Source organism: Citrobacter sp. 506 (assembly GCF_050434985.1).
Taxonomy (GTDB): domain Bacteria; phylum Pseudomonadota; class Gammaproteobacteria; order Enterobacterales; family Enterobacteriaceae; genus Citrobacter; species Citrobacter braakii.
Map to the genome: position 1 here is coordinate 324954 of NZ_JBNDJN010000005.1, position 14046 is coordinate 338999.

Annotated in this window: 14 protein-coding genes; 9 read left to right on the forward strand and 5 right to left on the reverse strand. The window is 47.4% G+C overall.

Features of this window, described 5'->3' with window-relative positions; genetic code table 11:
- The first annotated feature begins 66 nt into the window (after positions 1-66).
- Positions 67-1563, forward strand: a complete 1497-nt coding sequence (locus ABIE10_RS19235) for a C69 family dipeptidase (RefSeq protein WP_181547044.1) — start codon at positions 67-69, stop codon at positions 1561-1563.
- Between the two features lie 62 nt (positions 1564-1625).
- Here ABIE10_RS19235 and ABIE10_RS19240 read toward each other — a convergent pair whose 3' ends face one another.
- The gene (locus tag ABIE10_RS19240; RefSeq protein WP_429156688.1) at positions 1626-2288 is read right to left on the reverse strand and encodes a LuxR C-terminal-related transcriptional regulator; all 663 of its coding nucleotides are present in this window, start codon (positions 2286-2288) and stop codon (positions 1626-1628) included.
- 481 nt (positions 2289-2769) lie between these two features.
- Between ABIE10_RS19240 and ABIE10_RS19245 the strand changes: the two genes are divergently transcribed.
- The 4 genes from ABIE10_RS19245 to ABIE10_RS19260 are packed head-to-tail and all read left to right on the forward strand — an operon-like array spanning position 2770 to position 7528.
- Positions 2770-3348 carry a fimbrial protein gene (locus tag ABIE10_RS19245; protein ID WP_131347214.1) on the forward strand — a complete coding sequence of 193 codons (579 nt, stop codon included), beginning with the start codon at positions 2770-2772 and terminating at the stop codon, positions 3346-3348.
- Between the two features lie 51 nt (positions 3349-3399).
- Complete coding sequence (locus ABIE10_RS19250) at positions 3400-4107, forward strand: fimbrial biogenesis chaperone (protein WP_131347215.1); 708 nt, start codon at positions 3400-3402, stop codon at positions 4105-4107.
- Positions 4108-4127: 20 nt separating this feature from the next.
- Complete coding sequence (locus ABIE10_RS19255; protein ID WP_429156693.1) at positions 4128-6590, forward strand: fimbria/pilus outer membrane usher protein; 2463 nt, start codon at positions 4128-4130, stop codon at positions 6588-6590.
- Entirely contained in the window at positions 6581-7528 is a 948-nt protein-coding gene (locus tag ABIE10_RS19260; RefSeq protein WP_429156696.1) for a fimbrial protein, read from the forward strand. The genes ABIE10_RS19255 and ABIE10_RS19260 overlap by 10 nt, the downstream gene beginning before the upstream one ends.
- A 60-nt stretch (positions 7529-7588) precedes the next feature.
- Here the strand turns inward: ABIE10_RS19260 and ABIE10_RS19265 are convergent, their stop codons facing one another.
- Positions 7589-8425, reverse strand: coding sequence for a helix-turn-helix domain-containing protein (locus tag ABIE10_RS19265; RefSeq protein WP_200080323.1), 837 nt, complete (start codon positions 8423-8425; stop codon positions 7589-7591).
- Between the two features lie 355 nt (positions 8426-8780).
- Positions 8781-9686, reverse strand: a complete 906-nt coding sequence (locus ABIE10_RS19270; protein WP_016157792.1) for a LysR family transcriptional regulator — start codon at positions 9684-9686, stop codon at positions 8781-8783.
- Between the two features lie 110 nt (positions 9687-9796).
- On the opposite strand from ABIE10_RS19270, the gene ABIE10_RS19275 reads away from it, so the two are divergent.
- The 3 genes from ABIE10_RS19275 to ABIE10_RS19285 all read left to right on the forward strand — a co-directional run bounded on the left by ABIE10_RS19275 (position 9797) and on the right by ABIE10_RS19285 (position 12132).
- A complete protein-coding gene (locus ABIE10_RS19275) occupies positions 9797-10804 on the forward strand; it encodes a zinc-binding alcohol dehydrogenase family protein (RefSeq protein ID WP_016155033.1) in 1008 nt (335 codons plus the stop codon).
- A 1-nt stretch (position 10805) separates the two neighbouring features.
- Positions 10806-11111, forward strand: coding sequence for a putative quinol monooxygenase (locus ABIE10_RS19280; RefSeq protein ID WP_429156700.1), 306 nt, complete (start codon positions 10806-10808; stop codon positions 11109-11111).
- 118 nt (positions 11112-11229) lie between these two features.
- A complete protein-coding gene (locus tag ABIE10_RS19285; protein ID WP_016155035.1) occupies positions 11230-12132 on the forward strand; it encodes a carboxylate/amino acid/amine transporter in 903 nt (300 codons plus the stop codon).
- A 28-nt stretch (positions 12133-12160) separates the two neighbouring features.
- Here ABIE10_RS19285 and nlpA read toward each other — a convergent pair whose 3' ends face one another.
- Positions 12161-12979: a lipoprotein NlpA gene (gene nlpA / locus ABIE10_RS19290; RefSeq protein WP_046276188.1), complete on the reverse strand. Its 819-nt coding sequence runs from the start codon at positions 12977-12979 to the stop codon at positions 12161-12163.
- A gap of 171 nt (positions 12980-13150) precedes the next feature.
- The gene (locus ABIE10_RS19295; protein ID WP_016155037.1) at positions 13151-13567 is read right to left on the reverse strand and encodes a GNAT family N-acetyltransferase; all 417 of its coding nucleotides are present in this window, start codon (positions 13565-13567) and stop codon (positions 13151-13153) included.
- Between the two features lie 130 nt (positions 13568-13697).
- On the opposite strand from ABIE10_RS19295, the gene ABIE10_RS19300 reads away from it, so the two are divergent.
- Complete coding sequence (locus ABIE10_RS19300) at positions 13698-13991, forward strand: YicS family protein (RefSeq protein WP_019078023.1); 294 nt, start codon at positions 13698-13700, stop codon at positions 13989-13991.
- The last annotated feature ends 55 nt before the right edge of the window (positions 13992-14046 follow it).

The following is a 14046-nucleotide window of genomic DNA, read 5'->3' on the forward strand; positions in this document are numbered from 1 at the left end:
CGTTATCGCATTTCAGGAAACGGTGTGTTTCCGGTGTATTTTTGGCGTACATATGAGGGATACGTAATGTTTACTTTTAAAAAGTGCCTGATTGCACTTTCTATAAATTTGGCCGTTGTTTCATCAGGTTTTGCTTGTACGACCCTATTGGTCGGTAATGAAGCATCAGCGGACGGCTCCATGCTGGTAGCCCGTAGCGCTGACAGTGATGCCCTGAAAGCGCAGCATTTTGTCATTCATCCGGCCAAGCAGAATCAGACCGGGGTATACAGCACCAAAGCACATAATGGCGCAAATGACTTTACCTGGCCGCTACCCAAAAACTCTCTGCGTTATACCACCGTTCCAAACTGGAAAACCCAACTGCACGGCGCGACCGGATTTAACGAATTGGGCGTTGGCGTGAGCGGTACAGAATCTATTTTTGCCTCAGCAAAAGCGCTGGCTGCCGACCCCTACGTTGAAGATAAAGGGATCACCGAAGATGATATCCCGGATATTCTGTTGTCCCAGAGCAAAACCGCGCGTGAAGCCGTGGCGTTACTGGGTCATATCGTTGAGACCGTCGGCGCTGGGGAAGGTTTTGGCGTGGCCGTCGTCGACGATAACGAAATCTGGTACCTGGAAACCGGCAGCGGTCACCAGTGGATGGCGCAGCGCCTGCCGAATAACCAATATTTTGCCACCGGTAATCAGGGCCGCTTACAGGATTACGACCCTAAAAACCCGGACATGATGGCGTCAAAAAACCTGATTCAATTTGCGACCGAAAAAGGTCTGTACGAACCGGCAAAAGATGGCAAATTCAACTTCTCCAAAGCCTATACCCGTGATGATGAGCGTGACCGCACGTATAACGATCCTCGCGTATGGACCATCCAGAAAGAGTTCAATCCTTCCGTAAATCAGGATATGGCCAAAGGGCGCGAATTCCCGGTGTTCATGACACCAGAGAAGAAGATGACGCTGGACGATGTGAAGGCCGTGCTGCGTAACCATTACGAAGGCACCAGCCATGACCCGTACACCAACGGTCTGAATGGCAAAGAGCCATGGCGTCCGGTTAGCGTCTTCCGCACCTATGAAGCACACGTGATGCAGGTCCGTCCGTGGTTGCCAAAAGAGATTGGTGAAACGACCTACATTGGTCTGGGTATGGCCGACCTCACCGCGTTTGTTCCGTACTACAGCGGCCTGAAAGCGTATCCGGCAAACTATACGATGGGTACCGATAAAGCGGACGATCAGTCCATTTACTGGAAATACCGTAAGTTACAGACGCTGACGATGACCGATTATCCGAAGCTCGCGCCAATCGTCAAAAAAACCTACAAAGCATGGGAAGATAAAGTGGCGAAGGAGCAAAAAGAGGTCGAAGCAAAATATCTGAAGATGGCGAAAACCGATAAACCTGCCGCAGATAAGATGCTGAATGACTTCAACTTGCGCATCATGGCCGATGCCGAGAAGCTGACGGAAGATCTGACTAATCAGCTCTTTACCATCCGCACTAAAGACATTCAGTCTGATATCTTCTTCGCAAACGCTGCGAAAAAAGACTGAGTAACGACACGATGACATGCTTGCGCAAAGTAAGCTTCAAAACTTTGCGCCAGTAGTACGGCTTACATTTCCTTCCGCGGCAGTTGATCGAGAGCCAGACTTCTTAGATGCAAGTTGGCCCAGCAGGCTGCCTGTGTTCGGTTATTCACAGATATCTTTTTAAATATATTATAAATATGCGTTCTCACTGTATTTTCACTAATAAAAAATGCGTTAGCAATTTCTACATTAGACGCACCTTTCGACAACTCAGTCAAAATTTCATATTCTCTTTCGGTTAAAACTCCGTAGTTATCATCTGATGGCGTGAGGTTTACATACTCTGGCAGCGGTGACAGTGAGCGTGGTGGACGGGAGGTTTTTAGCCCCTCTTTAAGGAGTTCTAACAAATATTCTGTAGAGCAATTATTTGGTACGATCGACTCAAAATTTGGCCATAGCATACTCTCATAGAGTGGGAGCGACCGAAGGCAGTTAATAATATAAACGCGCAAACTATATGCGCTGTCATTGAGTAATTTTGACCAGATCTTTTTTAATTTACGGCTTGATGCCTGTATGTCATAGAGGATGATACTTCCCTCAACGATAAATGACATGTCTGGTCTGCTAATGTTAACAAAATCAACCAAGATATCGTTTTGCTTATTGAGATAATCCAGCAAGAGTTGCGTCTGTATTGATTGGTTACTAATGAGTATTATCTTACTGTCCATGTTAAGCATATGTAGCCTTCATTCAAATGATGATTGACAATATTCCTTATCGTTATTGCATGCCAAGCCAATAACAAGTCACTACTTAAGATTAAAGATAATCTGATTGAATTATAAGAATTTAGCTAATTGTGCAATTCGATCATTCGCTTTTTCCGAATGCAGGATTCGATTTTTCTTTATAGCATTTAAATAAGTATCACAATACAAACATAACATATTGTATTCCAAGTGTTTTTATTTCACCTTAGAGTTGAGGACTATCTCAATCACAATCTGCTTATAGATAATAATAATTCATTAATACTCATAGTTAATGATCATTATTAATATTATAGGATGAGTGAAATACGTCCAATCTACGATGTACAACAATAATTTATCTAACATAATTGATAGCGGGCGACAGCCTTACAGGGCGCAAGAAAAAAGGAGCCCAGACAATGTTACTGATAATAGGGACGATCTATCTCTAAATGAGGAGTGCATTATGAATAAATTATTCACTGCGATTTTAATAACATATGCAGTATCAATTCCTTCAGCGATGGCAATAGGTTTAGGCAGCAATACCCACGATCCTCAAGGCAAAGTTAATTTTACTGGTCATGTTTATTCCAGTTCCTGTAAAATTGTAAATGATGATAGTAATAAAAATGTGAAATTAAAACCGGTATTGAGCCATAAAGTTAATAAATTCAGTTCTGAGCAGGATCAGATATTCCATATTAAGGTTAAAGATTGTTATATACATGAAAAATTAATCCCTAAATTAGCATGGGTTAATAACGGCAATTTGACGAATGAAGGTTATCTCCAAAATAATGATGCTAATGGTGCCAAAAACGTTGCATTAGTGTTGAAAGATAAAAACGGGAGGACCATTGACTTAAACGATAAATCTAATCGTTTTGAGCCAGAAAATTATCAATCCATCGGTCATAATGATTCTCCATTAACATACACCTTCAGTGTCGGTTACATCAAACCGCGTAATACTCATTTTTGGGATCAGGTTACTACAGGTCCGGTAACTGCCCAGGCAAACTACAGCATTACCTATCTCTAAATACATGATGCCGTAGCACTTGCTGCTATGGCATTTTTTGCCAGAGGTCATATGAAAATCATCCTTGCTCTGTTTGTTTTTTTTTCTATTTCTATTGCACATGCTAATAACATTATCGTGAATGGTACTCGATTCATTTACTCTGAAGAAACTACCGAAATTACCATACAAATGTCCAATTCAGGAGACTCACCTTCACTGGCTCAGGTATGGCTGGATAATGGTGACGCAGGAAAATTACCCGAAGACATTTCCACTCCATTTATTATCTCACCACCGATTGCTCGTATTGATGCAAAAAATGGACAATCAATAAGAATAAAAAAAGCTATTGATAAACGCATTGCCGCGAACGATAGAGAATCATTATGGTGGTTAAATATTCTGGACATTCCCTCCGTAGATAAAAGCCAGGCTACGGAAAACACAGCCATTCTCAATTTAGCCATTCGTTCTCGGTTTAAATTTTTCTGGCGGCCGATCGGTTTAGGAGATCGGCAAAATGCCGAAAGTAAGATGGAATTTATTGCCACCTCTGACGGCATTACGTTGGTCAACCCGACGCCCTTTTTTATCACAGTTGTAGATGTTGTTAGCGCCTCAGGAAACGGGTTATTGAAAGAAAGCATCATGGTTGCGCCTAAAAGTAAAACTAAGGTCAATTCAAAACAAAAAATCAAACCTGGAGAAGCTGTAGTTTTACAAGCAGTGAACGATTACGGCAGCGTCGTGGAATTCAAAACAGCCATTAATAAATAGAAATAAAAAAGGAATACACAATGGGCTTACGTAAAAGGATCTTAACCATACCCGGCTGCGTAATTTTATATGGTTCGTTATTTTCAGCCATGCTTCATGCAGACAGCACTAGCCGATATGAATTTGATAATGCCATCTTAATGGGCAATGCTTCACTTAACGATTTGCAGTCCTTTAATGCCGCAGGCTTATTGCCTGGGACATATATCGTAGATATTTATATTAATGATAACTGGCGTGGACGTCGTGAACTCTTATTCAAAAAAGATAATCACGGCGATTTAGTTAGCTGTTATTCAGAAGCATTTCTCAAAGGCGTGGGCATTAACCCAGAAAAAATGAATCAAACGCTGGCCGCTCACCCTTCACGCTGCGGCAGCATTGCCGATTGGGACACCAGCGGGAAAGCAACGGAGAGACTCAACACCAGCCAGCTTGAGCTGCGCATCACCATCCCGCAGGCTTATGTTGATAATATCGAAAACAATTATGTCCAACCTGAACTCTGGCAACCAGGGGCGCCGGCGATTAATTTCAGCTATAACGCCGATTACTACAGCACCCAGCAACGTGGTAACGATCGTTCAAGTACGGACAGCGCCTGGGTGGGAATGGATATCCGAAGCTCTGCTGGAGGGTGGCTAATTGAACATTTTGGTAGCCAAAATTGGGACAGCAAATTAGGTAGCCATTACGCCAATAATCGCACGACGCTAAAACGGCCCATCACTCGTTGGAAATCCATGTTAAGCGCTGGCAAGTTCTATACTGACAGCCAGATGTTCGACAGTATGGCTATTCTCGGAGTGGGATTGGCTTCTGAGGATTTAATGCGCCCGGATAGCACGCTGAACTGGGCGCCGATTATTCGCGGCGTAGCTGAGACCAACGCCCGCATCACCGTCACCCAAGATGGTCAAACCATTCATCAGTCCTCGGTTCCGGCTGGGCCATTCTCGATTGATTCCGTGTTGCCCGCGAATACTGGCGGCGAGTTGCTGGTCACGATTCAGGAATCAGACGGGCGTATCCGCCGCTTTACCGTTCCATACTCTTCGGTACCACAGCTACTAAAACCCGGCATTTCGCGCTATGGCATCACTCTCGGCACCGTCGATGAAGATAATTATGATGAAGATCCGTTTTTAGCCCAGGCCTACTGGCAGTATGGCCTGAACAACTATTTAACGTTGTATACCGGGGCCTCTGGATTCGAGCGCTATCAGTCAGCCCTCATCGGTAGCGGTCTGAACACCCAGCTCGGCGCATTCGCCCTTGATATCACCCAATCGCGCCTAAAGCTTGAGGACAATCGTCAACAAGGACAACAGTATCGTCTGACATGGAATAGCACCCTACCCTGGTCGGCAACCGCGCTCTGGCTGGAAGCAAAATACAGTTCACATCACTTTTACGGTCAACGCGATGCGCTGGATGCCCTGGATGCACAGGCATTCGTCAGCCAATATTTCTCGTCACGCGAGAAGCAGTCGTTTAGCGCCAGTATTAATCAGCCGTTATCCGATACCTGGGGTTCATTCTATTTATCCGGCTCTCTTAAGAAGTTCTGGGATCAGCAGGATAATTATCGCCAGTATGCCGTGGGATACACCAATGCCTGGGGCAACCTGACCTGGAGTATATCCGCCCAGCGTTTCTGGAATGAGGATCAACAGGGTTCGGTCATCAAAGATGACCAAATCATGCTCTCATTCAGCTATTTCCTGCCCCGGGACAACGCCGGTTTTACGCAGATCTCCTCTGATAGCTACAGCAATAACGGCAAAGCCAGCAATACACGCCTCGGCTTCACGACCTCGACTGATGAGGAAAACAATATCGTTTGGGGAGCCAATACCGGCTATCTCCGCGGCGGTAGTGTGGAATGGGGAGTAAACGGCATGGTGCGTACGCCTTATACCTCGCTGAACGGGACGTGGAGTCAGAGTAACTCATGGCACCAGGTAAGCGGTGGAATGAGTGGCATGCTGGTTGGGCACGCGGGGGGAATAACCTTCTCGCCAGAGCGCTCAGATACCGTCGCGCTGGTCTATGCGCCTGATGCGCATGGCGCTCATCTTGAAGGCGTACCTGGAACCCGCTTCGATAAAAATGGCTACGCCATTCTGCCCTGGCTTCGTCCGTGGCGCGTGAATGACGTTACTATCGATCCAAAAGGTTCAACTGAAGGTCTGAACTTTACCAAAACTCAGGCCAAGGTTGCGCCTTACGAAGGTAATGTCATTCCAGTCACCTTTGAAACGACGCTCAGAAAACAGAACATTATTTATCCCCGCCTGCAGGGTCAGCAGAGAATGCCATTCGGTGCCATCATCCGCGACAATGCCAATAATCATGTCGGCTACGTCGGACAAGGCGGTGCGCTTTATATTGATGAAACCACCTCACCAGAAGTGTTCGTTTCACTGGAAACAGGGAAATGCACGATCGTGTTAAAAAACCAGGAGGCCACATGTCGGTAATACGTACCGCTTTAATTCTGGGCTGTGCCTTGGGCATTCATCAGGCAGCCAGTGCTGCATGTACCCTGAACACACAAAAGTTTATTTTATCGCCGGAAATCGTTAACGATAAGCAATCAATCCAGTCAGGGGGAGTTATTCAGACGCGCACGCTTTCGCTACAGAATATTCAGGCGTCAGGCTGTACTGACAACCACCCTTTTTCCGCACAGATTATTGGCGATCGGTCCGCAATGAAACAACCCGGTATTATACGCAGCAATGTGAGTGGGATTGGCATTAAAGTCACCCTGGAAACCTCAACCGGACAAACGATCCAGTGGCCATCAACTTTCAGAGCGACGGCAGATGAATTCAGAAACAGCAAAATAAAGATTGAGCTGATCAAACTGGATGATCAGCTTGCGGCAGGAGCCGCTGCGGGTTCCATCAACCTGCAAATCAGAAGTGAGGCTCAATCGTTGCCCGTGGTGGATATCATTGTGCCGGCAAAATATATCACGATGCTCAACCGGTCATGCGCAATCAAAGGCAACCGCTCGATCAACGTCAAACTGCCCGATATAGCACTTGAGCAATTCAGAGGCAATGGAAGCACTGCGGGAAGAAAACCATTTACTATCGACCTTCTTTGTAAAAGTGATTTTACGACGCCTTCCCGGGTTATTCTAAGCTGGAGCGACACAGAGAATGGTCACCACAGTATTATCGGTGTACTTAAGAATATCCACCCCAAAGGCGCTGCTGGCATCGGCATTCAGGTGTTAGATCAACAACAACAGCCTGTTAAATTCAATACACCTTCATATATCAATTTAGCGCCTCAAGATAAAGGTAATCATTCCATCCCGTTTTATGCTCAGTATTATCAAACAGCTAACAATGTCAGTCCCGGCATTGTACGTTCAGTTTTGTATTTCAATGCTGAGTACCAATAATTAATCCTAATTTAGGCGTACTGCGAAGTCTTTGCTCCACGCAAGTGGAGCTTTTTTACATTACATATCTATCGGAATGTAATGATCACAGGTAATTATTTTGTTTTTAAGATCCTCTTGGTCATAATGGAATATTTCAATATCATAGCCTGCCTTTCTTTTTAATTTACTCTCCGGCAACATCTTAAAATAAATATATCTTGAATAGAGTGGATAGTCCTCTTTCTTGAATCTGAATGAAAAACAGGCATACGTTCCCGAAGGACACTCATAACGATTATAGGCATTGGGCGAATGATGACTTTTATTACCAATGATGCTTTTAACTTTCAACCGCATCATTGAGTTTGGATTAGACGAGAAATCAGTTAATGCCCACACATTTTGTTTTGAACTGGTAAGTTGCTCAAATATTAGATTTAATCGATGCAGATGTGAGTCACTGGCAGGCGGGATTGGTGTGTCATAGTTGTACTGAAATCCATGCACGGTATCAGCAGGTAAGGTACGTAGTTGCAATTCGCCGACAACAATATCACTGCGTAGTACAAACGACATTAACGGCGAAAGATCCCAACTGGGATTTTTACGGTATTCTGTGGGGGTATAACCGGTTAGTTTTTTAAATTCACGGCAGAAAGATTGCTGAGAATCGAATCCCACCCGCACTGAAATATCGATAATATCCATATGAGTAAGGCGTAACAAGCTTGCTGCTTTGGTTATCCGTCGCCTACGAATATAAAGCCCCACAGGCATATTTATTCGCTGCTTTAAAATATTCTGTATATGCCTGCGGCTGTATCCGGAAAACTGTGAAATGTCATCAATACCAATGCCTGAAACAAAATTATCTTCTATATAATACAATACATCATTTATAGTCTTTGACTTCAATGGCCCTCTCCTACCCCAATAAATAACGTAATAACAAAAAGCATCAATGCGTTTAACAATCAGGCAAAGAAATAGGTATGTATCGGGGCTATTATGTTTTATATCGTAGCGGAAGGTATCTCGTCAAATACCTTTTAATAAATATACAAGTCATTAAATCATCGACCAAAAAATTCTTAACATAAATATTATAAACACTGCATTAATTTAAGAAACAATATTAATCGAAGAAACTATACTCAATGAAACAATTATCACTAACTGATCGGCGTTCCGATCAGATTAATGCCCCCAACAGAGATTAGCTATTATTTATGCGTATGGCTATCGAATAATATTCCTGCAATTGAACACCTCACGGGGAAACGCCCAACGTGTCACACCGCGCCTTCACGGCGTCATGCAGCAGACGGACAGCCGTTGAAAGCTGCTTACGATGTGGGCAAATCATATTTAGCGGGGCTTTCTCGCCCAGGTAATCAGGCATCAGTAGCTGCAATCGTCCATCACGCACATCCTCGCTGACATCCAGCCACGACTTGTACGCGATGCCTTCTCCGGCAATCGCCAGCCGTCGGATTACTTCAGCATCGTCGCTCATAATGGTGCCGTTAACCTGCACACTGCTAACCTCGCCGTTATGCGTAAACGTCCAGCGATCGTGCAGGCGTCCGCGTAAGACGAAGGTCATGGCGTTGAGCTGTGTTAAATCATCCGGGGTTTGCGGCGCGCCGTTTTGCACAACCCATTCCGGTGATGCCACCAGCACGCGTCGGTTACCAAGTGCGACAGGCAGCGCAATGTAAGATGCGTCTTCGGTGTTGCCATAGCGAAACGCCACATCGACGGGGTCTTTAAAGACATCCGTCACCTGGTCGGAGAAAAAAATCCGCAGGCGCAGCGCGGGATAGCGGCGTCGAAACGACTGAAAGACCGGCAGCAGTAGGTTCCGACCGAGATCGGAAGGTACGGCGATTTGCAGCGTGCCTGAAACTTCATCTTCCGGGGTCTGAATTTTTTGCAGTCCGGCATGCATCACGTCCAGCATCTGGCGGGCATAGGGTAGCCAGACCTCACCTTCCGGCGTCAGGCGCAGACTGCGCGTGGAGCGGGCGAACAAGCGGATAGCCAGCGTAGATTCCAGGCGCTTAATAGCAGAACTGACCTGAGCAGGCTGAACGCCGACTTCGCGTGCGGCATCGCTAAAACTATTTAGCGCCGCGGCGCGGACAAACAACGTGAGATCTTCAAGCCGGAACATTTTCACTCCCCGAGTATAAGTCCTGTCGCCGAAGGGCTATTTTTCCCGTTCTGCTACCGGTTTACCATCGAATTATTCAACAGATAGAAGGTTTATTAACCGGAGAGATTATGAAAGCCATCGCTATTACCCGCGCCGCAACCGACGGCAGTAACATTGAATTTTTACAAGAGATTGACCTGCCCATGCCCGTCGCCTCCGGGCACGATCTGCTGGTTGAAGTGAAGGCCATTTCCGTCAACCCCGTTGATACCAAGGTCCGCGAAGGTTTTAACGCTGATGTGCCCCGCGTGCTGGGTTGGGACGCCGTTGGCGTAGTGAAGTCCGTGGGTGAAGCAGTCACCCTGTTCGCTCCTGGCGATGAAGTCTGGTACGCCGGTGCGCTGGGTCGCGCTGGCAGTAACAGTGAATTTCAGCTGGTTGATGAACGTATTACCGCGCTGAAGCCGCAATCGCTGGACAACGCTTCTGCTGCGGCACTGCCGCTGACCGCCATCACCGCCTGGGAAATGCTGTTCGACCGTCTGGGCGTTGAGGAAAATGGCAATGAAAATGATGTGTTATTGATTGTTGGCGCTGCTGGCGGCGTCGGTTCTATCCTGACGCAACTGGCCAGTAAGCTGACCAAAATGACAGTCATCGGTACCGCTTCACGTCCACAGAGCCAGAAATGGGTACGTGAAGCAGGCGCTCATCACGTGATTGACCATAGCAAGCCGCTGATGGAAGAGCTGGCTCGGATAGGCATTAAAGAGGTGACGCACGTTGCCAGCCTGAACAATACCGAGCAGCACTACCCGCAAATTATTGCCGCCCTGGCGCCGCAGGGCAAACTGGCGCTGATTGACGATCCGCAAACCCTCGATGCACGTCCACTGAAGGCCAAAAGCATTTCGCTGCACTGGGAATTTATGTTTACCCGTTCGATGTTTACCACCCACGACATCATTGCGCAGCATCAGCTATTAACCCGCGTGGCACAGTTGATCGATGACAACACCATTCGCACCACGCTGGGCGAGCATTTTGGCGCAATCAACGCGGCGAATCTGCAAAAAGCGCACGCGCAAATTGAAACCGGTCGTTCAGTCGGCAAGATTGTGCTGGAGGGGTTTTAACATGTATGATTCAGAGGTGATTTCAATTATTGCGGTACTGAAAGCCAGACCGGGGAAAATCGACGCACTGAAACAGGCGCTGCAGGCTCTGCTGCTGCCCACGCGCCAGGAGCCGGGCAATATTGAGTATGCCCTGTTCCAGTTGCGCGACACACCGGATGTCTTCTACGTTCGTGAATCCTGGCGCGGTCAGGCCGGTCTGGACGAGCATATCGCCCTGCCCCATTTCCAGACGTTTATTCTGCAAATGAACGAGCTGCTGGCCGAACCGCTACGACTGGATTATCTGACGCCGATTGCGCCGTAAGATGACTGCCGAAGCCCCCTGCGGTGTGGGGGGCTGTGCCCGTCATGTCTCACTCGCTTCGCTATCTCTGCTATGATGCCTGCACACAAATAAAACAAAACAACATGCAGAGGGAAAGATGAGTTCCACCAGAAGAGGGATGATGAACGTCCTGATTGCCGCCGTATTATGGGGAAGTTCAGGCGTTTGCGCGCAGTACATCATGGAACAAAGCCAGATGTCGTCGCAGTTTCTGACCATGACGCGCCTGATTTTCGCGGGGCTCATTCTGCTGATGCTCTCTTTCGTTCATGGCGACAACGTGTTCTCCATTATCAAAAACCGCAAGGACGCCATCAGCCTGCTGATTTTTTCCGTGGTCGGGGCACTCACCGTACAGCTAACCTTCCTGCTGACCATCGAAAAATCCAACGCCGCCACCGCGACGGTGCTGCAATTTTTGTCACCGACCATTATCGTGGCGTGGTTCTCCGTGGTGCGCAAAGCGCGGCCGGGGGTTTTAGTGCTGACTGCGATCTTCACCTCGCTCATCGGCACCTTCTTACTGGTCACCCACGGTAACCCGACGTCGTTGTCTATCTCAGCTGCCGCGCTGTTTTGGGGAATAGCCTCGGCGTTTGCCGCCGCGTTCTATACCACCTACCCCTCAACGCTCATCGCGCGCTACGGCACGTTGCCGGTTGTCGGCTGGAGTATGTTAATCGGTGGAATGATCCTACTGCCGTTCTATGCCGGGCAGGGAACTCATTTCGTGGTGAATGGCAGTTTAATTCTGGCGTTTTTCTATCTGGTGGTCATCGGCACGTCGCTCACGTTTAGCCTGTACCTGAAAGGCGCGCAGATGATTGGCGGACCGAAAGCGAGCATTTTAAGCTGCGCGGAACCGTTGAGCAGTGCGTTGCTGTCCCTGCTGCTGTTAGGCATCACCTTTACCCTGCCAGACTGGCTGGGTACGCTTTTGATCCTCTCATCGGTCGTGCTTATCTCAATGGACTCACGTCGCCGCGCCAGAGCGGTTTAACCCCAACCGGCGCGGCAACGGGTGACGATTACCAGCCCGGAACTGCGCCGCCGTTGAAGATAGTTTCTGCCGCCTTCGCCACTTCCGGTGACTGATAAGATTGCAGGAATTCTTTCACATTCTCGGCATCTTTATTGTCTTCTCGCGCCACCAGAATGTTCACGTACGGTGAATTTTTGTCTTCGATAAATACGCTGTCATGTACCGGAGAAAGCCCGGTTTGCTGGATGTAGGTGGTACTGATAATCGCCACATCCACTTTTTGATCGTCCAGTACGCGCGGTAGCTGCGCCCCTTCCAGTTCCATAATTTTCAGATGTCGCGGATTATCCGTAATATCCAGCGCCGTTGGCAGCAGGCCGGTATCCGCTTTCAGAGTGATTAACTTCTCTTTTTGTAGCAGCAACAGCGCCCGCCCAAGGTTGGTCGGATCGTTAGGTATCGCAATCGTCGCACCGTCTTTTAGTTCATCAACAGTTTTGATTTTCTTCGAATAACCCGCCATCGGGAACACAAAGGTATTGCCCACCGCTACCAGCTTATAGCCGTGCGCTTTATTATCTTGTTCAAGGAATGGACGATGCTGGAAGACATTGGCATCCAGCTCACCATGATTAGTGGCATCGTTGGGCAGCAGAGAACCGCTAAACCCCACCAATTCCACCTCCAGGCCATATTTTTCTTTAGCGACTTTCTTCGCGACTTCCGCCACATCCTGCTCTGCACCGTTAATCACGCCCACTTTAATATGCTTTGCATCATTGTTCTGCTGATCGCATCCTGCCAACAATAATCCCGCCAGTAATAACGCCGCCCCAGCCCCGAAATAAGGTATCTTCAGTTTCACGTTTTTTCCTTTTGCAATAACCGCCTGATGAGTAATGAAATGACTATAGCGGGAAGGCCGCTGCGGTTTAAAAAACGAAAAAGCATCAGCAAGAAGAAAAAAGCATAATGCGAAAAGGAAAATGAGTCGGAATGTGCCGTTAGGTCATCCCTTTTGCAGTCCTTCCGGTCATCAAAACGTTTTCGACAAATAATGGCGCGCGGAACCGGTTTCTGGAAAGTTATCGAGGGTCATTTGCAACTGATAGCCGTTTTTCTGATAAAACGGCAGCGCCTGGAAACTCATCGTGTCCACCAGGGCATGCAGGCATCCTCTCTCACGCGCCGTCTGTTCAGCGGCCTGCATCAACTTTGTGCCGTAACCGCCTTTACGCAGCGAGTCATGCATCCACAGGAAATCAATGCACAGCCATTCGCCTTTGATTTTACCGATCAGCCCGCCCAGTATTTCATTGTGCTCATCGCGCCAGTACACCGCCAGGTCGCCAAAATTGGTGGTCCTCAGGAACTGGCGATTGTAGGCGCGCAATCCAACAAGCAGAGCATTTTGATCGTCTTCAGTAATGGTATCTGTAATCTGTATTTGCATCCTATCCTCCTGAAAAACTAAAACTTCTGGCTGATTTTCTTTTTAGAAATTAACACAGGCTGATGAGTGAGGCGCATGCCGTCTACACTTACTCTTGAGATGATGCGCATCGACAACAAGGATTATTATCATGAAACAAGCCGTTTTACCGCTCATTGCCATTCTTTTCATGCTGCCGGGTTTGGCGCAGGCCGATTCGGCTTATGGCTCTCTACAGTCCGTTCATGAAAAAAACACCGTATTGAAGGATTTACGCAAGATTTGTACCCCGCAGGGGTCGCCATCGGATGAGGTGTGGGAAAAAACGATTATGGCTGATACGCGTAATCAGCAACACATCCGCGAAGCCATTCTGGCAATACAAAGAAACAATCAGAACAACTACTGGGAAGCGCTGGGCAAAGTTGAATGCCCGGATTTGTAACTATCGCATTGAAAAACGAGTGCTGTAACCGGTTTCTGTTTTGCAAAATCGCCTA